Origin of the sequence: Dysgonomonas sp. 37-18 (assembly GCF_001899125.1) — a bacterium.
GTDB lineage: Bacteria > Bacteroidota > Bacteroidia > Bacteroidales > Dysgonomonadaceae > Dysgonomonas.
Window position 1 is genome coordinate 101,859 of sequence record NZ_MKVC01000013.1, and the last position, 25,631, is coordinate 127,489.

The following is a 25,631-nucleotide window of genomic DNA, read 5'->3' on the forward strand; positions in this document are numbered from 1 at the left end:
AAAAGTAAATGGATTCAGAATTGTTATTTAGGTTTTTTGAAGGTTTAACTACTGATAGTGAGGATCAAGCAATAAAAGAGTGGTTTGATGCATCGCCTCAGAATCAGGAGCAGTTTTATCAGGAGAGAAAACTTTTTGATGCCTTGATCCTGCATCACGATCAAAACAGCATCACTGCCGATAGTAGCATATTGGTAGAAGAACCGTCGGCAGACCGTAAACGGATAATGTTCGGTACATTTATGAAAGTGGCGGCTGTTATTGCTATATTGCTTATGAGCGGATTGCTGTATATGCAAATAAAAAACAGTAATGAAGACTATGGAATGCAGTCTATCAGTGTTCCTGCCGGGCAATATGTAAACCTTTCTTTGCCCGATGGTACACAAGTATGGCTCAATGCCCGTACCAAAATAGAATATCCGGTATCTTTCAATAAAAAACAACGTATCGTAAAGCTCGACGGGCAAGCCTACTTTGAGGTGGTGCACAACGAGGATAAACCCTTTATAGTAGAAACATCGAAAGGAAACGTGAGCGTACTGGGAACCAAGTTTGATGTGATGGCGTATTCGGGTGAAGACGATTTTGTGGCCACACTGATGGATGGTAAGGTAAAAGTAGATCTTACGTCCGACCCTAGCCAGTCGTTGATCCTCAGCCCCAACACCAGAGCAGTTTTGAGGGATGGCAAGCTCGAGGTTTCGGGTATCGAGGACTATGATGCCTACCGATGGAAAGAGGGCTTGATCAGCTTCAACAACGCGTCTTTTGGTAGCATTATGCGCGACTTTGAAAAAATATACGGACTAAAAATCAATATAGAGAATACGCATGTAGGCAAATATTCGTACACCGGTAAGTTCCGTTTTGTAGACGGCATCGACTATGCGTTACGGGTTTTGCAAAGAGATATAAAATTTGAATACCAAAGGGATCCTGAGACCCATATCATTAATATCAAGTAAAAATACAATCACTCTAAAATGTAAGCCAATGAAAAATACCTGATCGTAACAAAAAGTGCCAAAAAATGCTGCAACATTTTTTGGCACGTGAAACCAATACAGTTTTAATAAAAAAGAGTATCAATCTCATTAACAAAACAAATCTATGAAAAATAATGATTTGAAGGATGTTTTTTATTTAAAATATCCGGAATTAAAACAATTGACAAAAATCATGAGGGTTTTTATTTTATGTCTATTATGCAGCATCCAATTTCTATTTGCTGAAAACTCTTACTCTCAGAGTGCAAGAGTGACAATGAACCTGAAAAATGTTAAGTTAGCCAAAGTCTTAAACGAAATCGAAAGCCAAACCAGCTATTTGTTTATTTATAACAACAAGGTTGGTGTAGATCAGACAACGACTGTGAACGTAAAAGACAAGCCCACTGCGGAGGTGCTTGATCATGTGTTGAAGAATACAAATATCAGCTATAGCATGGAAGGTGCGCATATTATCCTTTCGGCGAATGCAAATACCAAAGAAACCGGTGCAACTCAGCAAGACAGGTTGGTAACAGGTACTATAAAGGATAAGAATGGCGAACCGCTCATCGGGGTTAGTGTAGCCATAAAAGGTACTTCTACAGGTACAATGACCGACATTGACGGTAATTTCTCGATAAAAGTTCCTGCAGGAAAAACGTTGGAAGTAACTTATATTGGTTATGTTTCGCAAACGCTGAATGTAGGAAATCAAACGTCGTTCGATGTGGTATTGAAAGAAAGCGACGTGAACCTTGACGAAGTGGTGGTAACCGCTTTGGGTATCAAGAGAGCACAAAAAGCATTGAGCTACAATGTACAAGAAATAAAAGGCGATCAGCTTACAGGTGTAAAAGATGTAAACTTGATGAACTCCCTGTCGGGTAAAGTTGCCGGTGTAAACATCAATGCATCTGCTGCCGGTATCGGTGGAGCTACACGTGTAGTAATGCGTGGATCTAAATCTATAACAAAGGATAACAACGCATTGTACGTGATAGACGGTGTGCCTATCTTCAATGCTAACAAGGGCGGATTGAATCAGAACAATGAGTATGCCGATCAGCCTCGTGGAGAGGGAATCTCAGACCTCAACCCCGACGATATCGAAAGCATGTCGGTGCTTACAGGTCCTGCCGCTGCTGCCCTTTACGGGTCTAACGCTGCAAATGGTGCGATTGTGATCACAACCAAAAAAGGAGCAACAGGTAAACCAAAAGTGACAATATCCAACCAGACTACATTCTCTCGTCCGTTTGTGATGCCTGATTTCCAAAACAAATATGGAAACAAAACAGGTGAGTATAAGAGCTGGGGCGATGTGCAAAACAAATACGCTTACAATCCTTCAGACTTTTTCGATACAGGTGCTACTTCCCAAACATCGGCTACACTGTCGGTAGGTACAGACAAGAATCAGACATTTATGTCGTTGGGTTCTACTAAAGCCAATGGTATAATACCTGAAAACGATTATATGAAATACAATGCAACGTTGAGGAATACAACTAAATTCTTGAACGATAAAATGATCCTCGATTTCGGCTTTAGCTATATCAAGCAAAAAGACCAGAATATGATGGCTCAGGGACAATATTACAATCCGCTTACTGCAATATATACGTATCCGAGAGGTGAAGACTTCAGCTATGCTAAAAACTATGAATTATATAGCGATGCATTGGGATACAACGTACAACAGTGGAAGTTTGGAGACCAAGGCTTAGGGATGCAAAATCCGTATTGGATTATCAACCGCAACAGAATGGTAAACAAACGTGACCGTTATATGATGAACGTGAACCTGCAATACAATATCTTCGACTGGATGAATGTAATGGGACGTGCACGTCTCGACAATTCGCAGAATAACTTCACTCAGAAGAATTATGCTTCTACTCACCAATTGTTTGCATCCGAAACAGGACGTTTCAAGTCTACAAAAGAAGACTACAAGCAAGCGTATGCCGACTTGTTGTTAAACATCAACAAGTACTTCGGCAGCTACTCTTTGTCTGCCAATATCGGTACAAGTATCTCTGATATGCGTTCCGACGAAAGCGGCGTAGATGGTGCATCTCTGATGATCCCTAACTTCTTTGCGATAACAAATATAGACAAGAATGCTCCTAAAACCAGATTGATACAAGACGGCTGGCACGAACAAACTCAGTCGGTATTCGCCAATGTGGAACTAGGCTGGAAGAGTATGTTGTACCTTACTTTGACAGGTCGTAACGACTGGGCTTCTGCTCTTGCAAATACAAGCAACAGCTCATTCTTCTATCCATCAGTAGGGGTTTCGGGTGTGGTATCTGAAATGGTGAAATTGCCAAGCTTTATTTCATACATGAAAGTACGTGGGTCTTACTCTTCGGTAGGTTCTGCTATTCCTCGCAACCTGTCTATCCCGACATACGAATATGACGAGCAGGGCGGTTTCTGGAAAACCAACACATATATGCCGATTACAGACCTTAAACCTGAAAGAACAGGATCGTGGGAAGCCGGATTGAGCTCTAAATTCTGGGGCAACAGATTAAGCTTCGATATGACATGGTACAAGTCTAATACCAAAAATCAGACGCTTAAAGTACCTGTATCTCCTACCACAGGATATACTTCGATGTATATACAAACAGGTAATGTAGAAAACCAAGGTGTGGAAATCACATTGGGAGCCGACAACAAATGGGGTAACTTCAACTGGAACTCTACATTTACTGCCAGCTACAACAAAAATACGATAAAGCAGCTCGGTAAATATGCTGATCCTGTTACCGGTGAAATGGTTACACTTGAGTCTATTTCTCAGGGTGGTATCGGAGCTTCAGAATTCCGTTTGATGGCAGGCGGTACAATGGGTGACTTCTATGTTAAGAAAAAATTGAAATATGATGATAAAGGCGCTGTCGTTCTGAACGAAAACGGTAGTCCTGAACTCGAAAATACAATGGATAAAGTGGGCTCGGTGCTTCCAAAATGGAACCTAGGCTTTAGAAACGACTTCAGATGGAAAGATATCAATTTCGGATTCCTCGTATCGGCACGTTTGGGCGGTATCGTTGTTTCTCCTACACAGGCTATTTTGGACGGATTCGGCGTAACTAAAGCCACTGCTGTTGCCAGAGACAATGGAGGCGTAATGATCGGTAATACGAAGATCGACCCTTACAAATACTATTCTGTAACAGGACAAACCGAAGGCTTATTGTCAGATTATATCTACAAAGCCACCAACCTTCGTTTGCAAGAAGTATCGGTAGGTTATACCCTGCCTAGTAAATGGTTCAACGATGTAATGAAAGTAAATGTATCGTTCGTTGGGCGCAACCTGTGGATGATCTACAACAAAGCACCTTTCGATCCTGAAGCAACAGCTTCTACCGGAACTTACTTCCAGGGTATCGACTACTTTATGCAGCCAAGTCTTCGCAATTTGGGATTCAGCGTTAAGGTAGAGTTCTAATATTAATTCATTACGATTATTGTTCATACAATATTAAAAGTTAAAATTATGAATAACAATATATTTCAAAAGATAAAAACAGGACTTGCTTCAGCACTGTTGTGCTCACTTGTTTTGGTATCATGTACCGACAATTTCGAAGACATGAACAGAAATCCTGCTCAACCTACCGACAAGGAAATTCTTGAAGGTTACTACAAGCTTGGTGCATTTTTCCCTCAGATGCTGAATTATGCATACCCTGCACAGGAAAATGCTTACCAGATGGGCGAAAACCTTATCGGTGACCCATACGGACGCTATCTGTCTATTGCAAATACATGGTCTTCAAACTTCTCTACGTTCAATGCGCCTGCCGGATGGATCAACTCTCCGTTTAAGGATGCTTTCGAAAAAGTATACGGAGGATGGACACAAGTGAAGGAGCAAACCAAAGGCGAAGGACCTCTTTATGCATGGGCTCAGATATTGCGTGTTACATCTATGCAACGTATCACAGACCTGTACGGACCTATCCCTTACTCCAAAGTGGGTGGTGGAAGCCTTGGTTCGGCTTACGATAGTCAGGAAGATGTATACAAAAATATGCTTACCGATCTGGATGCTGCTATTGCCGAGCTTACAACATTTGTTGCTGCCAACCCGAACTATACGGCGATGGCTAAGTTTGACAAAGTATATAGCGGAGATTTTACCAAATGGATAAAATATGCTAACTCGCTTAAGCTTCGTATGGCAATGCGTATCGTATATGCAAATCCTGAACTTGCTAAACAAAAAGCAGAAGAAGCCGTAAAACATACGTTGGGAGTAATTGTAAGCAATAATGATATTGCACAGAATGCATTCCCTCAAAATCCAATCTGGACAGTAACGACATCATGGGGCGACTCGCGAGCTTGTGCCGATATTATCGCCTATCTGTCGGGCTATAGCGATCCCCGTTTGTCCAGATATTTTACAAAAAGTCAGGTGGCAAATGGTCCTGAATATCTTGGTTTGAGAACAGGTATTGCTGTTCCGGGAAAAGACTGGGCCGATAAATATTCGTCTGCTACTTATACCCAAACAGCACCAACATTGTGGCTTCCTGCTTCGGAAGTAGCATTCCTAAGAGCCGAAGGAGCACTAAGAGGCTGGGATATGGGTGGTACAGCTAAAGAGCTTTATGAAGAAGGCGTTAAGCTGTCGTTCTCTCAGTGGTTGGCAAGCGGTGCCGATGCATACCTGCAAGATGCAGTAAGCAAACCGGGCGACTACAACGATCCTGATCCTGCGTTGGCAGCAAAAGCCATAAGCACGATTACAATAAAATGGAATGATGCAGATCCGTTCGAAACCAAATTGGAGAGAGTTATCACTCAGAAGTGGATTGCAATGTATCCGCTGGGACAAGAAGCATGGAGCGAACAACGCCGTACCGGATATCCACGTTTCTTCCCTGTATTGTTAAATTCGAATACCGATGCAAATCTGAAAACAAGATTCGCTTCTCGTATTCCGTTCCCGCCTGATGAGCAGAACAATAATACACAGAACTACAACGAGGCTGTGAAACTGCTAGGCGGACAAGATAACTATAGTACAAAACTATGGTGGGATAAGAACCCGAACAAAGGATGGTAAAAGGTAAAAGAAAGATGATTGCCCTTTTATATGTAAATGCCCGTTTCGGCATCTGATAGATTTAATATTGGATTTCGGATTAGTACAGGCAGTAAGACTCGTTCTTGCTGCCTGTATATATTTTAAGAAAGACTTGTATTGTTACGATTTGCATGCCGACCGAAAACAATTGTTGTTTCGTGATGTTACAAATGTAGAGATGATTGATTAGTCGGTGTCTAAATTATGCTGCGAAAAAGATGAAGCAGTCAAAAGAAATGACACGCTTATTATATTTACTTCTTTATATTAGAGGGAAATAAATATTTTTTCTACCTTTGCCGAAATAATATGGGAAGATATTTAGCTCTGGATTATGGAACAAAGCGGACAGGTATCGCAGTATCGGATACACTTAAGATAATAGCTAACGGACTGACTACCGTGCCCACCCATACTCTTTTGGATTATCTGAAAACATATTTGCAGAAAGAAGATGTAGAGCGCATCATTGTGGGTTTGCCAAAACAAATGAATAACGAATATTCGGAGAACATGAAGCACATCCGCCCATTTGTTAAGAAATTGCAATCTCTCTATCCCGATATGCAGATAGAATATTATGATGAGCGGTTCACTTCAGCCTTGGCACACAAAACAATGCTGGACGCAGGATTAAAGAAAACAGACAGACAGAACAAAAGCCTTGTAGACGAGATCAGTGCAACTATTATACTGCAAGGGTATATGGAAAGTTTACGATTACAAAGCAAATAATTAAACAATGATATTACCAATATACTTATACGGACATCCGGTGCTTAGGAAAGTCGGAGAAGATATTACAAAAGATTACCCAAATCTGGAAACGCTTATCGGCAATATGTTCGAAACCATGTACAATGCCGATGGCATCGGACTGGCAGCACCTCAGATAGGATTGGCTATTCGCCTTTTTGTGATAGACCTCGAGCCGCTGGCCGAAGATGAACCCAAATACGCAGGATTTAAGAAAGTGTTTATCAATCCTCGGATAGTAGAAGAGTCAGGCGAGCCTGTGAAGTTGGAAGAAGGATGCCTCAGCATACCGGGAATCAACGAAATGGTGGAGCGTAAAGAGAGAATCCGCATTCAGTATCTCGACGAAAATTTTGTAGCTCACGACGAGGTGTATGAGGATTTCTTCGCACGTTGCATTCAGCACGAATACGACCATATAGAAGGCGTACTGTTTGTAGACCTTATCTCGGGCATCAGAAAACAATTGATAAAATCTAAATTAAATAACCTACTAAAGGGGAGGACAAATTGCCGATATAGAGTAAAACCGGTGCAAACAAAAAACTAAGACCTGTTATTATGAAAAGTGTGATCAAGGTATTTTTAATACTTGTTTCTATTTTTTACAGTCTTAGCTCTTGTGTAACAAACAAGGACACAGACTTTTTACAAGACATAAAACTTAAATATCCCGAAACGTCAGTCAAGCCCGATCAATATCGTGTGATACCGGGCGACCAACTCAGCATTGTTGTATATGCATGGGATGAACAAACCAAAGCCATGTTTTCGGCCTATACCCCTCGTTTTTCGGGGCAAGGTATCAGCGAGCGTACAGGTGTAGACGCTTACTCGCAGACAAGGGGTCTCGACGATGCAGCCGGAGTGCCTCCTGTAACCGTATATGCCGACGGAACGATAACATTTCCCTACATCGGTAAGGTGTATGTGCAAGGGCAAACGATGCTCGAAATAAGGAATGTTATATCCAACAAGCTGAATGCCTATGCCGACGGAACTACTGCCGAAGTGTCTCTCTACAACAGATACTTCAGCATACTTGGCGAAGCGGGGGCAAATCGCATACACATGCCCAGTACCACTATGACTATCTATCAGGCTCTCTCTATAGCAAGCACGATAGGGGCATACGCCGACAGATCGAAAGTGAGCATTATCCGCCAGACGGAAACAGGCTCTACCGTAAAAACATTCGACCTCCGAAGCAAGGATATCATAGATTCGGAATATTACTATATACAGCCCAATGATGTGTTGTATATCCCTCAGATGAAACGTAAGTTTCTTGGTACAACCACTTCTTTTGCCGGTTTGTTCGGTTTGCTGACATCAGTGGCCGGGGTTATTGTATTTACACTTAGAGTATTTTGATATGAAGGCTATAATATATTACATGTTATCCGGTTTGATGATGGTTGGTATATTCTCTTCCTGCATCTCGAGCGAAGAAATAAATTATCTGCAAAATATCAACTTGCAATATCCTCTACAGCCCTATACCGAATACAGGTTGGCTGTGGATGATAAAATATCATGCTCTATCTCTACCAGCGACGAAGAAGTATTCCGTGCTTTCAACTCGGTGGTGGGTCCCAATCAGAATGCTCTCAAAGCATATACCATATACAGCGACAGTACAGTTATTCTCCCTTTCTTCGGCAAAGTGAAGGTCGCAGGCCGTACGGTTCAGGAGGCAGAAGATATTATCCAGAAGCTGATACAGGAGTCTATCCTCGATGCACAGGTAAAAGTGACATTGTCAAGCAACTATTTTTATATACTTGCGTCTAACAAACAGGGCTTCTATTCTGTTTATAAAGATAATATGACCATTTATCAGGCATTGGCCATATCGCAGCAGACTACGGGTACGATGGATTTGTCGAAGGTAAGTATCATCCGTAGAGACGCTTTGGGAAATTCGATAGTAAAAACTTTCGACCTCAGAACCCAGGATGTGATTCAGTCCGAGTTTTACTATATACGCCCCAACGACCTGATATATTTCCCTACAAACAAGAATTCGTTCTTTAATATAGAATCGTTAGGCTCGTTTGCGGCAACGATGATGATCCCTCTTACATTCCTCGTGTATACGGTGATGTATCGCTGGTGATCGATATAAATACAAAAGCAACCCTTTCTAGCACAAATACTTTTTTACGATGGACATAAATAATAAACCTGGAGCTGATACGGATCCGTATTTCGAAGAGATAAAGGCCAAGACGACTTTGTCTTTCGACTTCGTACTTTGGTTTTACCGCATATTGAAATACTGGTATCTCTTTGTTATTTCTATAGCGCTGTTTATGGCATACGCATTTATAAAAAATAAATCGTGGGTGCCTTTCTACGGAATTCAGGCTATGATAATACTCGAAGACCGGGGGTCGAGTATGATATCGGGAGCAGTGCCGCTGGGAAGTATCTTGCGTAATACCGAAAATCAGCAGATTGTATTGGAATCGTACGGGCTTACCGAAAGAACGGTAAAGAACCTGTCGAAGAAGATGCATATCGACTACTTTATCCAGACAAGGTTTAAATATATCAGCCTTTACACCGATTCGCCTATCGAAATTGTTATCGACAGCCTCGAAACAGATATTACGCCTCAGGCGTACAGCAAAGTCTTTGATGTGGCATACGTTAGCGATAGCCAGATACGTGTGAGCTACAAGGATGGCTTGGACGGAGAACCCGAAGAAGCCTTCAATGTAGTGTTTGATAGTCCTGTAGAGAATAAATTCTTTAAAGGGACGATTCGTAAAACGAAGAATTTCAAGCACGACTTTCTGCCCTTTAGTTTCCGCTTCTTTACCAATAGCCAACTCACAGGGATGTATAGCGGACGGGTGTCTACTGCCCTCAAAACCGAAAACTCCACCGCTCTTACCGTCAGTATGTACGGAACAGATCCGGCTAAGGATATGGATTATCTGAAAGCTCTTTTGGATGAATTTCAGGATTATAATCTGGCTTTGAAAAATCAACAGGCTGATCTGACAATCAAGTTCCTTGATGCCCAGATAACCGTTATCAACGACTCGCTGAATATATCACGCCTCAAGCTCGAACGATTCCAGAAAGAGACGGGAGTATATGAGGTGTCTTCGGCTACTGTGAGGCGGGAGCTTGATGTTGCCGATGTGGATAGAGATCAGGTGGCGATGCGAGAAAAAACAGTACTGTTTACTACACAGAAGATCAAAGAAGGAATTATGGGTAGTGCAGAGCTGATAGATCCTATAAGTATAGGGTTGACAGACGAAATAAAATTGTCGAGATACGTTGAGGAATATAATCAGGAGCTTAGAAAATCGAAGAACTTAGGGCCTAAGAGCCCGATTTATATGACGGCTATCAACAAGCTGAACGAGAGCCGTGTGCAGATATTGAGAGAGCTGCAACTTATTCAGGTGAAGCTTCAGGATCAGAAAGACCTTTTGGTGAAGAAATATCAGAATCTCGATCTCAAGCTCGACAACCTGCCTCCTCAGGAGCGCGACCTGATAAAATATCAGCGAGAATACAATGTCAACGAGATGTATCACCAGTTTCTTACCCAAAGGCAGTATGAAGCCAAGATACAAAGAGCATCCAATACACCCGACAACTTTATATGGGAATATCCACGTATGGTTGGCGGAGCAATGAACACGGGCGAGAAGAGCAAAAATTATATGTACTTCCTGATGATAGCTTTGGTTATTCCGTTGATCTTTGTCGTAGTCAAAGAAGAGGTTCTCAACTTTGCGATCACTTCTAAAGAGGAATGTGAAAAAATATCAGGATTGCCTGTTATCGGGACTATCGAGAATATCTCGAAAAAGCTCGCCGGCGGTGTCGTGCTGGTGAAGAATTTCCCCAAATCGAGCTTTGCCGAATCGTTCCGCAATATGCGTGTACGCATAGAATATATGGCTCAGCGTGAAAATAAAATCACCATATTGGTTACCTCTACCGAGCCTGCCGATGGTAAAACGTTTATCGCTACCAATGTGGCTTCTGTATACCAGTTGATGGGTAAGAAGGTAATTATCGTCGATCTCGACCTCAGACGTCCTTCGGTAGGAAAAACACTACAGATCGACGCACAAAAGGGAATATCCAACTATCTGATAGGGCAAGTTACTTTGGACGAGATCATCATTTCGCACCCCGACTATGGATTCGATATTATCCCAGCCGGAACGCTGCCTCCTAATCCGAGTGAGCTGATCAAGACTGCCAAAACAAAGCAACTGTTGGAACACCTGAAAGAAGAATACGACTATGTTATTGTAGACTGTAGTCCGGTAGGTCTTGTTTCCGATGCCTACATTCTTTCTTCTATGGCCGATACAACGCTGTTTGTGGTGCGCCGAGCCAAAACCAACAAGGCGTTCTTCAAGAGCGTGATTACACAACTTGGGTTCGATGGTGTGGAAAACATAGCCTTGGTGTTCAACGATGTGAAGGGTAGGGAAGGTTATTATGGAACATCACGCTACTATGGTGACAAGACGTACTATCTGAAGAAGAATTCGTATTATCACGACGACTATTTTGAAAGTTAAATTTCGAAAAACTAAAAAATATAAAAAAGAGAGGCTCCAACGGTCTCTCTTCTTTTTTGTTAATGTATTATTCATATATTTGCCAATCGTTGATTAATACACTATAATCGTGAAAAAGTTTCTATTCTCAATATTCCTTTTATTCAGCAGTCTGTCTAGTTTTGCCCAAATAAATACGGATAGAGTAATCCTCATTGGCCGAAATTCGCTTTATTATGAAGATTACGTGCTTGCTATTCAGTATTTCAATCAGGTGATAAAAGCAAAGCCGTATCTTGCCGAGCCTTATTTTTACAGGGCAATCGCAAAATATTATCTCGACGACTTTAAAGGAACGGAAGACGATTGTACGCTGGCATTGGAGCGAAATCCGTTTATATCGAAGGCATATCAGTTGAGAGCCGATGCCCGTCAAAATCAGAATAATTACGACGGGGCGTTGGAAGATTATAAAGTGTCTTTGGATAACTATCCGAACGATAAGTTTACGCTCGTAAATATGGGTATTGTCAACATTCAGAAGAAAGATTATGACCAAGCCGAGAAATATCTGAACGAGCTGCTTCGCATATACCCGACATATACTCAGGGGTATCTGACACGTGGAGCCATGTATCAGGAAAAAGGAGATACCATTCAGGCCTTCGAAAACTACAATGAAGCCATCAAGCAGGATAAGTATATGGCTCAGTCGTATTCTATGCGAGGATTGCTCCATTACTATAAGAAAGACTATGATAAGGCTTTGGCGGACTTAGACGAAGCCATAAAGATAGAACCTCTCCAATCGGGAAACTATATCAACCGGGGGCTTATTCGTTATTCCAAAAACGACCTTCGTGGTGCTATGGCCGACTACGACAAGGTTATAGAGCTTGATGCAAACAATATAATTGCTCGCTTCAACCGAGGCTTGCTACGTGCACAGGTAGGTGATGATAACCGCGCCATTGCCGACTTCGATGTAGTACTCAAGTTTGAGCCTAACAATTATATTGCCTACTTCAACAGGTCTCTGATAAAGAGTAACATCGGCGACTACAATGGAGCGATTGCCGACCTCAATGTGGTGCTTGCCCAGTATCCCGAGTTTTATCATGGATTTTATAGCAGGGGCGAAATCAAACGGAGGCAAAACGACCTGAAGGGTGCGGAACGTGACTTCAATTATGCCCGAAACGAAGAGGCCCGAAAGAATAAAGAAATGGCTGCCAAGGGCATTACCGAAGAGGAGGCTAAGACAAGGGAAACATCAGACAAGGATATCGATAAATTTAATTTGCTTGTTGTTGCCGATAAAAAAGACGAAGAAAAGAGCAAGTACGAAAGTAACTCTCGTGGACGTATTCAGAATAAGCAAGTGCGCCTTGAGCTCGAACCTCGTTTTGTGATTACTTATTACGAAAAACCGAACGACATCAGACGTTTTGTATATTATAGCCAGTTGGTAGACGGTCTTAACCGCAAGTCTACATTGCCAAAAAAATTGAGGATAACCAATAGCGAGGCCGCTCTGAATGAGCCTCAGATAGCGGATCATTTCTGGTCGATAAACGAACTGTCGAAACGGATAGAGGAAAGCCCTGCGAATGCCGAGTTGTACTATGCTCGTGCATTGGATTACATGCTAGTCCAAGACTTTGGCAACTCTATCGAAAATTTCAATAAGGCGATTGCTCTCGATCCTCGATTTACGTTGGCTTATTTCGACTTGGCGGTGGTATATACCAAGCAATTGGAGTTGAAAGAGAACGTTCCTGAATATGATAAGAAATCGGAACAGCCCGATGCCCTTTCTTCTTTGACAGGAGCTAATGCGAAGAAAGATGCTACCTTGACAGGTGCAGGAGCATCGATGCTCGATCCGGGAAAGATGGAGTACGACCTCATTGTGAAGAACTACAGCAAGGTTATAGAACTTAACCCTGAGTTTGTATATGCTTACTACAACAGGGCGGAAATACGCTACAAGCAAAATGACTTCCGTGCGGCAATCTTAGACTATAACGAAGCCATCAGACGCGACTCTCAGTTTGCCGAAGCATACTATAATCGTGGGTTGGCACGCTTCCAGATCAAGGACAAAGACCGTGCTTTGGATGATATGCGCAAAGCAGGAGAGCTTGGTGTGATAGAAGCTTATAGTATTATCAAGCGTATGACCGAGTAGTCTTCTCCTTATTAAGTAACTCAATTGAAATCAAATAATAAACCTTTTATTAGCTCCGAGTTCGGAGCTAATTTTTATTATATCTGCGACGGGGATTTGTCGGTGAGAGGTTATGACTTCTTTATTGATGAGAAAACCGAGCTCACTTAGTTGGTTTTCATCCATGTTTTTTATTCTTTTCCATTCACTGGCATAAAACCATTCATCATCTACAAAATATAGCACATGCATCTTGTTGAAGCTGATTGTTTTGTGGTTGTCTTTAAAGAGTTTGTAGTCGTTGTATGACTCCATTGTTTTCCCTTGTATAATAAAGACATCCTCGCCATACTTATTCCATAAAAACATCCTGACGAAATATGCAGCTATCAGCCACGAAAGTAGAACTCTGAGTGTAAACCCAAAGGTTATTTCATCCAATATTAACAGTCCCGCCACAATTGGTAATAAAATTATTACTGATGCAGTCGCCCCCAAATCTGTAGTTGCACAACTCGGCTTTGGGGGAGTTGTTATTCGTAAGCGTATGGTGTCGTTTCGATATTCTAGTTTGTAGTGTTCCATATCGTTTTTTTGAAGCTAAGTAGGTTTCTTTTTTTTATTTGAAGCATAGCCTACAGTCGATATTCTTAGAACGCAAACTTGTCATGTATAGATTTTAGCACTTTTCTATACATGTTATGACTATCATGTATAGTTTTTGCCCTTTTTCTATACATGTGGTTCTTGACATATATAGATTTTGGGTCTTTTTATGTTTATTGTTTAGTTATTCACCGATTCTATTTGGTCGCTGTATAGAGGAGGAGCTTCATCACTAACATTTATCAGTAAATCGATCAAAGGCATATTCAGGTAATAATTATATTTTCCTATTTTTATTTTAGTTAATAAATTTGCCCTTACCAGTTTTTCTAAATATCCGGTTGCTGTAATTCGTGTAACATTCAAGTCTTTAGTAACAAATTCAATCTTAGTATATGGATGATTGAATAAATTGTTCAAAAGCTCGTGATTGTAAGCTTTTCCTAATAATGGTCTCATATCTTGCTTATATTGTATCATAAGAAGTGATATGTTTTTTACCAACTCTATAGTTTGTGAGGCTGTTTGTTCTACTCCTTTGAGTACAAAGAGTATCCATTCTTCCCATTGGTTATTATCTCTTACTCCTTGCAACAGGGAATAATATTCAGCTTTGTTTCGTATGAAATAACGGCTGAGGTAAAGAATTGGCAAGTCAAGCAAGCCTTTTATTACTAAATATAATATGTTGATTATTCGCCCTGTACGTCCATTCCCATCATAGAAAGGATGACTACTTTCGAACTGATGGTGTATGATTGCCATCTTTATGAGTGGATCCACATCAGACAAAGTGTCGTCGTTAATATATGCCTCTAAATTTCTCATATACTCCTCGATTTGTATTTTATCTTGTGGCGGCGTATATACAACTTCTTTAAACTGATTTTTCAACGTGGTTCCCGGTACAGCTCTAAACCCGGCTTTGTTCTCTTCCAACAGCTCTTGGATATGTTTGATATAAGAATTTGTTAATATATGTCTGCCTCGAACAAGATTAAATCCTGATTTTAAAGCATGGGCATAATTTAAAACTTCTTTTGTCGCAGCTGATACGACGTAAGCAGTCTTTTCTATGTCTAGATCTCCTTTGAAGAGTTCATCATTTGTGGTAATAATATTTTCTACAGCCGAACTATCCTTTGCTTCTTGTAATGAAAGAGTATTGATAAGGATATTCTCATTCGGAATAGTAAGGGCAACACCTTTTAATTCAGCTAATTTTCTGTTAGCTGCATTTGATTGTTTTAGAATGGCTTTTGTTTCAATATCTATATCTAGTGGTAATTTGGGTATAATGTAATTCATGCCTTAGTCTTACTTAAATAGTTATGTTTCGAAGATACAGAATAAAAATGAAAAATAAATTTGTTTTATTTTTTATATGTTTGTTATTCTAATTACTTTTCAACTATGCATAAGAATCATTCCTTTTAAAGCGTAAATCTTCATTAATTATTTTATTCAGAAGCAGCGAAAATATACTGTCTTCGATTATTCTATAATCTATCCCCTAAAAAACAAGAGAAGCCTGTTTATATACAGGCTTCTTTCTAATATGCAGTAGAAGTGTTTGTCCCCACTTCTTCAATAATACAAATTTACGGTGTATTTATCCCATTAAATTGTGCTTGCTTGATTGCCCAAGCTAAGGCATTTGCCATAAGTCGTGCATTTTCTACATTACCTCCGGTCCATCCCGTACGCGTGGTAGGTTTGAAGCTGGCATCGATAGCTAGAGGATATGTAGAGGCCGATCCACCCGCTCCTGATCCTGTCGTACCATTGAAGTTGGCTGCAAATCCGCCCTCACTGATGAAGAGGAGGTTGTATCTTTTGTGCTTCAATATCATTGGTGTTCCACTGTTGTTTTTAGATATAATTACTATATCGTCATCATCAGGTAAGCCTTGAGCACCCGAAGCACCATAACTGTCATTACCCCACAAAAGCCCACGTATATCGCCGAACGGACCATTCACAACGTCGTCATTCACAAAGTTAAGAGACATCACATTGGTTGTTGTCCAGTCTGCCGTGATGGTATATCCCGGATACAGAGCTTCAAAAAAAGCTTTCACCATTGCCTGACGTTCGCATACAAAGATAAGGACACCTCCTTTTTTCAGATAATCGACCAAATTGCTTGCCATAGTTGCTTTATCGAGAGGGTCGAGGTCAAAACCTGTAATAACAATATCGGGTTTTGTATCCAGATAGCTTTTAACGGTAGCTGTATTGTAGGCCGCTCCTCCGCTTACAACATTGTACGGATAGAACGTTTGATTCGCTGAATAAGGTACTATCTTAACGGTGCTGTTTTCTGTATTACCAAAGTTGACAGAAGCATCCATCATTTTTCTTAGTCCCGATCCGGGCTGACCTAGATATCCGGCTGTATTTTCATAATATCCGAACGCAAATACCGATTTTGTAGGATAGCTTACTACAACGGTTGCCTTACAGGTGGAAGCATTTGAAGAACTGTTGGATGTGATTGTCATTACCTTGTTTTCTACACTGGTGGGAGTACCATAGCCTTGAAGTTTTACTGTTTGGCTGGCAGTACTTAGCAGACCCGAGCCTTTGAAGTAAATGCCATCTACTGTGTTTGTTTCAATGGAGTAGGTTGCTCCGTATGGGGCTGTTACATTCAATGTCACTTCAATGTAGTTTGCATCGGGGTCGAGCGGTTTATTTAGCTCGTATACACCTCTCACCTTAGTGGCACTACAAGACATATTGTAAACAGGTTTCACCGAAGAGTCTTCCACATTGATACGCAAAGGGTCGCAAGTGGTCAGTTGTTTTCCGTTAAATGTTATTTTTATGAGATCACCTGCTGTTCCTACTGTATGGTTGGTTGGTGTTCCTGCACCGGGGATAGAAAGGTAATAATAACCCGTAGTCAGGAAAACGCCTGAAGCAGTAAAGTAATAGCCGTTAGACGGGTCGGGCATTGTAATTATATTGTATGCCCCTGCCTTTGTTACGTGCAATGGTATAGTCATGTAATTGCTTGCGTTTAGCGATACATTGTTTTGGTATATCCCCGCAAAAGTCAACGAGTCGCAATTCCCTATTTCTACAACGGCGTTACCAAGCTTAGATTCGAAGCAATTCCATTTTTCACCGTCCCATTGGTTTAGTCCCATACACAGTTCCTTATCGTCGTCTTCTACCAGATTATATACAATCAGTCCGGTGTGCATCTGATCTATGCCCGTCTTGTTTGCTGCATAATCATCGCTAGGTCCGGAAGTCGGATTGCTCGAATCTTTCAAAAACATAGGGAAGAGCTGGTTCTTCTGTGAGAGGTTTACACGTGGTAAGGCTAACCCTTTGGAGGCATTGGCTGTACCATCAATAATATTGTCTTTATCTTTCAGCTGCAATAATGCTCCGGTAGCAGAAGGTTCACCCGAACCAATGGTTACTTGTGCATTTGTTGTCAGATTTGTGCAGAAAATTGCTATCAGCAATAATAATACCCCGAAGGATATGCGTTTTGGCATTTGTCTCATGTTTGTCTGCTTCATGTAGTTTTCAATTTTAAGTTTTATCAATAATCGTGTATAATCGCATAGTCTTGTTTGTTGTAAGTATCTATTTTTTTTATCGCTTTTTTCTTTTTTATGAAAATTGCAAGTCGTGCTATTTATTCTCTGGCATAGAGACAGAGGAATAAGATTTTAATTTTTATAAAATACAGTATTTGTTTAGTATACACTTTTGTAAAGTTTTATGTCTAATTTGTTTATGACAAATAAAAGAGAAGTAAGTGGATTGAAAATAAAGAAAAATTATATGTAAACCGACTTTATGCTACCAATGAAATAAACATATCTTGTGCATCATCAGAAAGAAATATATGCTCAATAAACATATTGTTCTGGTCAGAATTCATAAATAAGTCTTCCGTATTACCGACTTGTGTTGCCTCGTTTAATAAATGTTTGTCACAAATATTATGCAAAGATAATATTATTATATAAAAAAACAACCCTTTAATAATCATATAACTAAATATATAAGAAGAGTTTATGAAGAAGGCTTCAATAACGTAGGTTTCGGAAAGATGGATGCGGGGCGTAAATAGTGGAATTGAATAAAATCTGTGATGGCTAATTATATTAATCTGTAAAAAATGTTTATTTTTGCAAGTTCTGGAAAGCAGCTTATTTGTAGGAGCTGCATAACTAAAAAAAGAGAAAGACGAATATGATTAAAATTACATTTCCGGATGGTTCCGTAAGAGAATTCGAAAAAGGAACAACATCTATGCAGGTTGCTGAGAGTATCAGTTCCCGTTTGGCGCAAGACGTGCTTGCCGCAAAGGTAAACGGGGAGGTTTGGGATTTAACAAGACCAATAGATACGGATGCGACGATCGAATTGCTGAAATGGGAAGATGAAGACGGAAAGCATGCATACTGGCATTCGTCGGCACACCTTATGGCCGAAGCGGTGCAGATACTTTACCCTCATGCAAAATTTGGGATAGGCCCTGCCATCGAGAATGGATTCTATTATGATATAGACTTTGGTGATACACCTGTCAAAGATGCCGATTTTCATAAGATCGAAGCTAAAATGATGGAGCTGATAGCCAATAAGGAAGAGATCAAACGTCAGAGTATAACAAAGACCGATGCGCTCAAAATGTTTGGCGACCGTAACGAGGGGTATAAGGTAGAACTTATCAACGACCTCGCGGACGGAACCATTACAACATATACACAAGGGGTATTTACCGACCTTTGCCGTGGCCCTCACTTGCCCAATACATCGTATATCAAGGCAGTGAAGATACTTAGTGCGGCGGGTGCATACTGGCGTGGCGACGAAAAGCGCAAGCAGCTGACACGTCTTTACGGTATCACTTTCCCTAAAAAGAAAATGCTCGACGAGTATCTTCTGATGCTCGAAGAAGCTAAGAAGCGTGACCACCGCAAGATAGGAAAAGAGCTTGAACTGTTTGCCTTCTCCGAAAATGTGGGTAAAGGCCTTCCATTGTGGTTGCCTCGTGGTACACAGTTGCGCTTGAAACTCGAAGACTTCCTGAAGAAGATACAGAAGAGATTCGAATACCAACAGGTGATGACACCGCATATCGGTAGTAAATTGCTTTACGTGACTTCGGGGCACTATGCAAAATACGGACAGGATTCTTTCCAGCCGATACATACACCGGAAGAAGGAGAGGAGTTCTTGTTGAAACCGATGAACTGTCCTCATCACTGCGAAATATACAAAGTTGTTCCACGCTCATATCGTGACCTGCCTTTGCGTATGGCAGAGTTTGGTACTGTATACCGTTACGAGCAAAGTGGCGAGCTTCACGGACTGACAAGGGTGCGTGGGTTTACTCAGGACGATGCGCATATTTTCTGTACACCTGAGCAGCTCAAAGAAGAGTTCCTCAAAGTGATGGATATTGTATTTATCATCTTCAAGGCTCTTAATTTTGAAAACTTTGAAGCACAAATCTCGCTCAGAGACCCTAATAATCGTGAAAAATATATCGGTAGCGATGCAAACTGGGAAAAAGCAGAGCGTGCCATTATAGAAGCCTGCGAAGAAAAAGGCTTGCCGGCACGTGTAGAACTTGGCGAAGCGGCATTCTATGGCCCTAAACTCGACTTTATGGTGAAGGACGCATTGGGTCGCCGTTGGCAGTTGGGAACAATACAGGTAGACTACAACCTTCCGGAGCGTTTCGAACTCGAATACACAGGAGCCGACAACCAAAAACACCGTCCGGTGATGATTCACCGTGCACCGTTTGGGTCGATGGAGCGTTTCATTGCCGTGCTAATAGAGCATACAGCAGGAAAATTCCCATTGTGGCTTGCTCCCGATCAGGTGGTGATATTGCCTATCAGCGAGAAGTTTAACGACTATGCTCACCGTGTGTCTCACTATTTCAAGCAACAGGGTATCAGTTCGCAGGTCGACGACCGTAACGAAAAGATTGGACGCAAAATCCGTGACAACGAATTGAAGCGTATCCCTTACTTGCTGATTGTGGGAGAGAAAGAAGCCGAAAGTGAAGAGGTTTCGATCCGCAAACAAGGTGACGGCGATAAAGGCTCGATGAAGTTTGTAAACTTTGCCGCACAGCTAAATGAAGAAATGGAACAGATGATGAATGCTTGGGAACAGCAGGCTTAAGCGTCGTCATTTTTACTACGTAATATAAAAGAGTCCCAAAAGTTATAAGAACTTTTGGGACTCTTTGTATTTGTACAAGATTTCAGCTTTCTTGTTGTTTCAATTCTGAGAGCATTCACTTAATTATCGTTGCCTCGAATATTTGCTGTAAGTCTTTTTTGCTTCTGATGCTTTCAAACTTAAATGCTCCTATCGTTAATGCACATCCCATAATCAACATTACGTAAGGAATTAAAGAAAATATGCCGAACTCATTCACCTTTATTAAAAAAGGAAACAAGATACCGATGAGAATAATGAATGAGAACCAGAAGCCCAAAAAAATAATAACATAACTAGGAAGTTTCATTTTTACTCTGATTATGGTCTTGCCCCATTCGTTGTGAAATTCGCCTTTGATTTTAGGTGAAAAAGAATTCTGATAATTTATATTGCGTTTTATCTCAAATGCATTACTTGTGGAGTATCCTTTGTACGTATTCTGTATTCTGATAATGTCGTTTATTCTATTTTGTATATCATTTTCGGACAGATGAGTCTCGTATACAATGTTTTCGTAAGGTAAAATGTTTTTCATCTAGCGTATTTTATTCATTCTTTTGATAAAGTTAACAATTTCCGATTAGATACGATAAGGCAAGAGTACGATTTTGTGTAGTTTAATCTTTGCTACTTACTCTTTGCATTCTCATCGTTTTATGGATATGCCGATGATGCTCTAAGGGTTACATTATATATACTGTAATATATAGAGTGTAATTTGATCCTGCTTTTTGGCTAAGTTTGTCTGTTCATGCGGTATTTAAGGTTTTATTTCGTATATTAGTTTTTTAATGCAAACATAAAAGACAAAACAATGAAAAAAACTTTATTAATTACACTCATTTTGGGAGTGATCTCATTATCCTGTTTTTCGCAACAATTTGAATTAACCCCCGAAGGGTTGAGAGACGCTGCTGATACATCGAAAGACTTTTTAGTTATTCCTGTTGACGGAAAATCTGCATCAGACTTGTATAGTATGTCTAAGCGGTATGTAAATGAAAAAATGTCGAATCCCAAATTTGCAATAAAATCCGACTTAGATGGAGATTATTTGCGATATAGTCTTTATTACCCAACGATATTCAGCTTTTCTAAAATGCTGGTTAGTCTCAAAATAAATGGTGCTTATCAGATAGAAATGAGATTCCGTGATGGACGTGTTCGGTATAATATCACAACTCTGAGTTTAACCTTCGAGGAGGGTGGCAATGAGTTTTATATTGCTGCCAGTAAAATGAAAGGCTGGGCTATTTTTGATAATAAGGGAAAACTTTTGATGAAAAATGAAAAGCAAAAACTTGAAGACCATTTTAATAATGAAGTGAAGATGTTTATTGATTTCATTCAATCGGATGGAGCTAGTGTAAATGATAATTGGTAAATAAGAGCCGTTATACAAAACGAAATCTGATTAATTGAAACTAAAGTGATGAAGCTGTGACAATTTTGGATGTATAAGTAAGAATAGGAGACATCCCCCTTTGAATTAAAAAGATAGGGAAATTTATACAAATTCAATAAGTTTTTTATTACCTTTGCACCCAGCTTTGTTTTAAAAATAAAAATAAATAAAAAATAAAGGAAAAGAATCTAACATTTTTTGAATGAGGAACAATAGATTTAATCAAAAAAAAGAAGAGTTACACAAGATCAATAATAACATTCGAGCTAGAGAAGTTCGTTTAGTCGGAGATAATGTCGAGCAAGGGGTATACTCTATTGGTGAGGCTTTACGATTGGCTGATGAGCTTGAGCTTGACCTCGTTGAAATCTCTCCAACAGCAGAACCTCCTGTGTGTAGGATTACAGATTATCAGAAATTCCTCTATCAACAAAAGAAAAAGCAGAAAGAAGCCAAAGCCAAATCGGTGAAGGTGGTGGTGAAAGAAATTCGTTTCGGACCACAGACCGACGATCATGACTTCAACTTCAAGTTGAAACACGCCAAAGGATTCCTCGAAGAAGGCTCAAAGCTAAAGGCTTATGTGTTCTTCAAAGGACGTTCTATCTTGTTTAAAGAACAAGGAGAGGTGTTGTTGCTTCGTTTTGCTACCGAGCTCGAAGACTACGGAAAAGTAGATCAGTTGCCGGCACTTGAAGGTAAGAGAATGATCATGATGATGTCTCCTAAAAAATCACCTGCAAAGGCTGCTCCTGCTAAACCGAAGGAAGATAAGCCAAAGGTGAAAGTGGAAAAGAAAGAGGACGAAGAAAAAAGCGCAGAATAAGCAGTTCGGAAGAATTGCATTCGTATATAAATTAATTTAATTAATAAACTGAGATGCCAAAAAAGAAGACTAATTCCGGTGCCAAAAAGAGGTTTGCCCTTACCGGAACAGGAAAAATCAAAAGAAAACATGCTTTCAAAAGTCACATCTTGACTAAGAAAACAAAAAAACAGAAAAGAAACCTTACTCACACAACAACAGTAAGCAAGGTGGACGAAAAGTCTGTTAAGCAATTGTTGGGAATGAAATAATTGTATTTCTTAAAAGCAAGTTTTAAAGATTTATTAACCGGATGTATGCAGCAAAGTGTTTTTGAAATAAAAAAACCGCTATCATTCAAAACAACGTAAATTATGCCAAGATCAGTCAATCATGTTGCTTCGCGCAACCGCAGAAAAAAAGTTCTGAAATTAACAAGAGGTTACTATGGAGCCCGCAAAAATGTGTGGACAGTAGCCAAAAACACATGGGAAAAAGGTCTTACCTATGCTTTCCGTGACCGTCGTGCTAAAAAACGCAACTTCCGTGCACTTTGGATACAACGTATCAATGCTGCTGCACGTTTGGAAGGTATGTCTTACTCTCGCCTGATGGGTGCTCTTCACAAGAATGGAGTAGAGATCAACCGTAAAGTTCTTGCAGACCTTGCAATGAACCATCCGGAAGCGTTCAAAGCAATCGTAGATAAAGTAAAATAAAGAATATCTTTATATACAAAGAAAAAGCAACCCACTGTGGTTGCTTTTTTGTTTCTATACATTATCGAGTTTGTCTATTATAGGGCTTTTCTTCATCGCTGATTTTGTTATTGTATAAAAAAGCTATACTTTTGCAGCTCAGATAAGGATTTTGCTACTTATACTCCAGCGTTAGGGAAGAAAATAGGGAGTATGGGTATCCTTTTGTAAAGAGTTCTTTGCATACCCTAATAATTTAGATATACTAATTTTTAAATTATTTTGATTGATGAGTAAAAGCAAAATTTACCTGCCTCTCTTAGTGTTGGGAACTGCATTTTGGGGAATTTCGTTTCCTTTATCCAAAGATGCATTCGATTCTATCCACCCTTACACATTCATGTTTTATCGTTTCTTAATCGCAACTTTCATTCTGGCTTTGATATTCTACAAGCAGATTCCGAAGATAAACAGTGAAACAATCCGTAAAGGCGCTATTGCCGGGCTATTCCTTTTCATGGGTATTTGCTGGCAAACGGTGGGGTTGAAGTATACAAGTTCGTCCAATGCCTCGTTTATTGCGGGGGTAGAGGTCGTGCTGATTCCTTTGTTTGCGTTCCTATTTATGAAAAGATCTATTCAGACACGAATGTGGGTGGCGTGCCTTCTGGCTTTAGCCGGGTTGTATATTATTGCTATGGCGTCGGGTTTCTCAGACTTTAGGATCGGAGACCTGATGGTGTTTGTGGGGTCGTTGTTTTATTCGGTTTACATTTTGTATGTGGGCAAGATCAGTACAGATTCACGGTCTGATGTAATGGCTATTCCGTTTGTTATCATACAGCTATCTGTTTGTGCTCTTTTGGCGGGTGCATTAACTGTATCTACGCAGGGCGTTGGGGCTGTCTCGATGTCGTTGCCTTTCGATGTATGGAAGGCACTGCTGTTTGTTGCGGTTTTGTCTACGGCTTACATGTACTGTATTCAGAATGCGGCTCAGAAGTATATCGAGGCCGAGAAGATCGCTCTGACATACTTGTGCGAACCTATTTTTGCGACTGTATTTGCGTATATAATATTGAATGAAGAGATAACTAGCCGAACAGTGATTGGAGGTACACTGATTCTGTCGGCAATGCTTTTGGCGGAAGTAAACGTCATGGCTGTATACCGACGTATCAGGGCGTTCTGTACTGTGAATTGAATTGAATGAACCGATTGTAGTCAAAAAGAGATATTCGCTGAGAGTGTCTCTTTTTGTTCTTTGTGGGAGGCTGTAAGATAATTTTGGATTGTATACAAAAGCTGGGAATAATTTTATATTTTTGTGTCGCCTAACGGCCCTGTAGTTTAATGGATAAAATAAAGGATTCCGGTTCCTTAGCTGTGGGTTCGATTCCCGCCAGGGTCACGTATGCTAAAATTAAAGCGTGTAAATCAATATTTTGCGCGCTTTTTGTTTTTAGTGCTTAGAAAATAGCTTAGGTATCTAAAAGCTATTGGATACTTTCTGCACTATATTAAATAGTTTTCTGACATCATTTAAATTTATTGTAAAATCTGTATACTCAGGAGAAGGATTTAATGAATGGCAAGTTATTTCGCCAGTTTCTACATTTTGATCAATTATTTGTTTACATAATATTGTTGTATCGGTTACAATTATCCAATTTGGATATTGCTTAGTGTGTAGTTTGCTTTTCCAATGCTCATATCCTAATTCTCTTGCATTTACTACATCGCCATGAGATAAACTCCTTTTGCTATCATCATCCATGCTGTCTCCTTTTATTTCAAATGCTTGGTAGTTTCCATGGTATATTTGATCAACAGGAAAATATGAATATCCGTTTCCTTCCCATATATTAGCATCCCTAAATTCATCGATATACTTAGCGTATGCATAAATAGGAACCATCGGAACCTTCATTATAAATTTACCTCCAGGTGCTTTAAAATAACTTATGCCGGATGGTGTTGTTATATAAGGCTCATCTTCGCTATGTAAAGGGTTTTCTATTATCATATTCCCATATCCATTTATGAGCCATAATCCACTTACAGTAGGGAATGCCATAAGTATTTGTCCAACAACTTCTTTACCTACATTATATCCTTCTTTCATCCAATTACTGGCAGTATTGCTCTTAACTCCAACTTTTTCGCAAAACAAGGTATGATTACCTCTTTTTTTTCCAAAAAAATGTTCTTTTACCTCTATTATCCGAGAATTAATTGTGCTCATAATTTTATCTATAGATATTTGTTATATCATAATATTATGATATATTTGTATTGTAATCAATTGGGGCGATTGCAATAA

Annotated in this window: 20 protein-coding genes and 1 tRNA gene; 16 read left to right on the forward strand and 5 right to left on the reverse strand. The window is 40.1% G+C overall.

From position 1 onward, the window contains the following. Window positions 1–8 precede the first annotated feature (8 nt). The 9 genes from BGO84_RS05105 (at window position 9) to BGO84_RS05145 (ending at window position 13,599) form a co-directional block, all read left to right on the forward strand. Entirely contained in the window at window positions 9–968 is a 960-nt protein-coding gene (locus BGO84_RS05105; protein ID WP_291028115.1) for a FecR family protein, read from the forward strand. A 145-nt stretch (window positions 969–1,113) separates the two neighbouring features. After that, window positions 1,114–4,461, forward strand: coding sequence for a TonB-dependent receptor (locus BGO84_RS05110; protein ID WP_291028116.1), 3,348 nt, complete (start codon window positions 1,114–1,116; stop codon window positions 4,459–4,461). Window positions 4,462–4,509: 48 nt separating this feature from the next. Continuing rightward, window positions 4,510–6,087, forward strand: a complete 1,578-nt coding sequence (locus tag BGO84_RS05115) for a RagB/SusD family nutrient uptake outer membrane protein (protein WP_291028117.1) — start codon at window positions 4,510–4,512, stop codon at window positions 6,085–6,087. Between the two features lie 330 nt (window positions 6,088–6,417). Beyond that, window positions 6,418–6,843 (forward strand): Holliday junction resolvase RuvX, encoded by a 426-nt coding sequence (ruvX, locus tag BGO84_RS05120; RefSeq protein ID WP_006843792.1) that lies wholly within the window; start codon window positions 6,418–6,420, stop codon window positions 6,841–6,843. Window positions 6,844–6,850: 7 nt separating this feature from the next. Continuing rightward, the gene (gene def / locus BGO84_RS05125) at window positions 6,851–7,414 is read left to right on the forward strand and encodes a peptide deformylase (RefSeq protein WP_283686754.1); all 564 of its coding nucleotides are present in this window, start codon (window positions 6,851–6,853) and stop codon (window positions 7,412–7,414) included. Window positions 7,415–7,425: 11 nt separating this feature from the next. After that, window positions 7,426–8,238 carry a polysaccharide biosynthesis/export family protein gene (locus tag BGO84_RS05130; protein WP_006843790.1) on the forward strand — a complete coding sequence of 271 codons (813 nt, stop codon included), beginning with the start codon at window positions 7,426–7,428 and terminating at the stop codon, window positions 8,236–8,238. Window position 8,239: 1 nt separating this feature from the next. Beyond that, complete coding sequence (locus tag BGO84_RS05135) at window positions 8,240–8,983, forward strand: polysaccharide biosynthesis/export family protein (protein ID WP_135104636.1); 744 nt, start codon at window positions 8,240–8,242, stop codon at window positions 8,981–8,983. A 49-nt stretch (window positions 8,984–9,032) separates the two neighbouring features. Continuing rightward, on the forward strand, window positions 9,033–11,429 hold the full coding sequence (locus tag BGO84_RS05140) for a polysaccharide biosynthesis tyrosine autokinase (protein ID WP_291028118.1): 2,397 nt from the start codon (window positions 9,033–9,035) through the stop codon (window positions 11,427–11,429). A 109-nt stretch (window positions 11,430–11,538) separates the two neighbouring features. Further along, entirely contained in the window at window positions 11,539–13,599 is a 2,061-nt protein-coding gene (locus BGO84_RS05145) for a tetratricopeptide repeat protein (RefSeq protein ID WP_291028120.1), read from the forward strand. A 30-nt stretch (window positions 13,600–13,629) separates the two neighbouring features. Here the strand turns inward: BGO84_RS05145 and BGO84_RS05150 are convergent, their stop codons facing one another. The 3 genes from BGO84_RS05150 to BGO84_RS05160 all read right to left on the reverse strand — a co-directional run bounded on the left by BGO84_RS05150 (window position 13,630) and on the right by BGO84_RS05160 (window position 17,723). After that, window positions 13,630–14,163, reverse strand: a complete 534-nt coding sequence (locus BGO84_RS05150) for a hypothetical protein (protein WP_291028122.1) — start codon at window positions 14,161–14,163, stop codon at window positions 13,630–13,632. A 201-nt stretch (window positions 14,164–14,364) separates the two neighbouring features. After that, on the reverse strand, window positions 14,365–15,492 hold the full coding sequence (locus BGO84_RS05155) for a Fic family protein (protein ID WP_291028124.1): 1,128 nt from the start codon (window positions 15,490–15,492) through the stop codon (window positions 14,365–14,367). A 293-nt stretch (window positions 15,493–15,785) separates the two neighbouring features. Further along, window positions 15,786–17,723: a hypothetical protein gene (locus tag BGO84_RS05160; protein WP_291028126.1), complete on the reverse strand. Its 1,938-nt coding sequence runs from the start codon at window positions 17,721–17,723 to the stop codon at window positions 15,786–15,788. A 682-nt stretch (window positions 17,724–18,405) separates the two neighbouring features. On the opposite strand from BGO84_RS05160, the gene thrS reads away from it, so the two are divergent. Next, window positions 18,406–20,358: a threonine--tRNA ligase gene (thrS, locus tag BGO84_RS05165; RefSeq protein WP_135104640.1), complete on the forward strand. Its 1,953-nt coding sequence runs from the start codon at window positions 18,406–18,408 to the stop codon at window positions 20,356–20,358. A gap of 115 nt (window positions 20,359–20,473) precedes the next feature. Here the strand turns inward: thrS and BGO84_RS05170 are convergent, their stop codons facing one another. Then, window positions 20,474–20,935, reverse strand: coding sequence for a hypothetical protein (locus BGO84_RS05170; protein WP_291028128.1), 462 nt, complete (start codon window positions 20,933–20,935; stop codon window positions 20,474–20,476). 279 nt (window positions 20,936–21,214) lie between these two features. On the opposite strand from BGO84_RS05170, the gene BGO84_RS05175 reads away from it, so the two are divergent. The 6 genes from BGO84_RS05175 to BGO84_RS05200 all read left to right on the forward strand — a co-directional run bounded on the left by BGO84_RS05175 (window position 21,215) and on the right by BGO84_RS05200 (window position 24,719). Next, window positions 21,215–21,784 carry a DUF4468 domain-containing protein gene (locus BGO84_RS05175; protein ID WP_283686762.1) on the forward strand — a complete coding sequence of 190 codons (570 nt, stop codon included), beginning with the start codon at window positions 21,215–21,217 and terminating at the stop codon, window positions 21,782–21,784. Window positions 21,785–22,007: 223 nt separating this feature from the next. Continuing rightward, entirely contained in the window at window positions 22,008–22,631 is a 624-nt protein-coding gene (infC, locus tag BGO84_RS05180; protein WP_252638338.1) for a translation initiation factor IF-3, read from the forward strand. Window positions 22,632–22,684: 53 nt separating this feature from the next. Continuing rightward, window positions 22,685–22,882 carry a 50S ribosomal protein L35 gene (gene rpmI / locus BGO84_RS05185; RefSeq protein ID WP_006843779.1) on the forward strand — a complete coding sequence of 66 codons (198 nt, stop codon included), beginning with the start codon at window positions 22,685–22,687 and terminating at the stop codon, window positions 22,880–22,882. A gap of 102 nt (window positions 22,883–22,984) precedes the next feature. Further along, window positions 22,985–23,329, forward strand: a complete 345-nt coding sequence (rplT, locus tag BGO84_RS05190) for a 50S ribosomal protein L20 (protein ID WP_006798843.1) — start codon at window positions 22,985–22,987, stop codon at window positions 23,327–23,329. A gap of 268 nt (window positions 23,330–23,597) precedes the next feature. Continuing rightward, complete coding sequence (locus BGO84_RS05195) at window positions 23,598–24,512, forward strand: DMT family transporter (protein ID WP_291028129.1); 915 nt, start codon at window positions 23,598–23,600, stop codon at window positions 24,510–24,512. A 135-nt stretch (window positions 24,513–24,647) separates the two neighbouring features. Next, window positions 24,648–24,719, forward strand: a tRNA-Arg gene (locus BGO84_RS05200). A 78-nt stretch (window positions 24,720–24,797) separates the two neighbouring features. Here BGO84_RS05200 and BGO84_RS05205 read toward each other — a convergent pair. Beyond that, window positions 24,798–25,553: an XRE family transcriptional regulator gene (locus BGO84_RS05205; RefSeq protein WP_291028131.1), complete on the reverse strand. Its 756-nt coding sequence runs from the start codon at window positions 25,551–25,553 to the stop codon at window positions 24,798–24,800. Window positions 25,554–25,631: the final 78 nt, after the last annotated feature.

Excerpts from the sequence above, each read along its gene's own strand:
- BGO84_RS05150 (WP_291028122.1), bottom strand. The coding sequence starts at position 14,163 with ATGGAACACTACAAACTAGAATATCGAAACGACACCATACGCTTACGA.
- rpmI (WP_006843779.1), top strand. The coding sequence starts at position 22,685 with ATGCCAAAAAAGAAGACTAATTCCGGTGCCAAAAAGAGGTTTGCCCTT.
- BGO84_RS05175 (WP_283686762.1), top strand. The coding sequence starts at position 21,215 with ATGAAAAAAACTTTATTAATTACACTCATTTTGGGAGTGATCTCATTA.
- BGO84_RS05155 (WP_291028124.1), bottom strand. The coding sequence starts at position 15,492 with ATGAATTACATTATACCCAAATTACCACTAGATATAGATATTGAAACA.
- BGO84_RS05140 (WP_291028118.1), top strand. The coding sequence starts at position 9,033 with ATGGACATAAATAATAAACCTGGAGCTGATACGGATCCGTATTTCGAA.
- BGO84_RS05160 (WP_291028126.1), bottom strand. The coding sequence starts at position 17,723 with ATGAAGCAGACAAACATGAGACAAATGCCAAAACGCATATCCTTCGGG.
- BGO84_RS05115 (WP_291028117.1), top strand. The coding sequence starts at position 4,510 with ATGAATAACAATATATTTCAAAAGATAAAAACAGGACTTGCTTCAGCA.
- BGO84_RS05170 (WP_291028128.1), bottom strand. The coding sequence starts at position 20,935 with ATGAAAAACATTTTACCTTACGAAAACATTGTATACGAGACTCATCTG.
- infC (WP_252638338.1), top strand. The coding sequence starts at position 22,008 with ATGAGGAACAATAGATTTAATCAAAAAAAAGAAGAGTTACACAAGATC.
- def (WP_283686754.1), top strand. The coding sequence starts at position 6,851 with ATGATATTACCAATATACTTATACGGACATCCGGTGCTTAGGAAAGTC.
- BGO84_RS05105 (WP_291028115.1), top strand. The coding sequence starts at position 9 with ATGGATTCAGAATTGTTATTTAGGTTTTTTGAAGGTTTAACTACTGAT.
- BGO84_RS05205 (WP_291028131.1), bottom strand. The coding sequence starts at position 25,553 with ATGAGCACAATTAATTCTCGGATAATAGAGGTAAAAGAACATTTTTTT.
- BGO84_RS05135 (WP_135104636.1), top strand. The coding sequence starts at position 8,240 with ATGAAGGCTATAATATATTACATGTTATCCGGTTTGATGATGGTTGGT.
- BGO84_RS05195 (WP_291028129.1), top strand. The coding sequence starts at position 23,598 with ATGAGTAAAAGCAAAATTTACCTGCCTCTCTTAGTGTTGGGAACTGCA.
- BGO84_RS05110 (WP_291028116.1), top strand. The coding sequence starts at position 1,114 with ATGAAAAATAATGATTTGAAGGATGTTTTTTATTTAAAATATCCGGAA.
- ruvX (WP_006843792.1), top strand. The coding sequence starts at position 6,418 with ATGGGAAGATATTTAGCTCTGGATTATGGAACAAAGCGGACAGGTATC.
- thrS (WP_135104640.1), top strand. The coding sequence starts at position 18,406 with ATGATTAAAATTACATTTCCGGATGGTTCCGTAAGAGAATTCGAAAAA.
- rplT (WP_006798843.1), top strand. The coding sequence starts at position 22,985 with ATGCCAAGATCAGTCAATCATGTTGCTTCGCGCAACCGCAGAAAAAAA.
- BGO84_RS05130 (WP_006843790.1), top strand. The coding sequence starts at position 7,426 with ATGAAAAGTGTGATCAAGGTATTTTTAATACTTGTTTCTATTTTTTAC.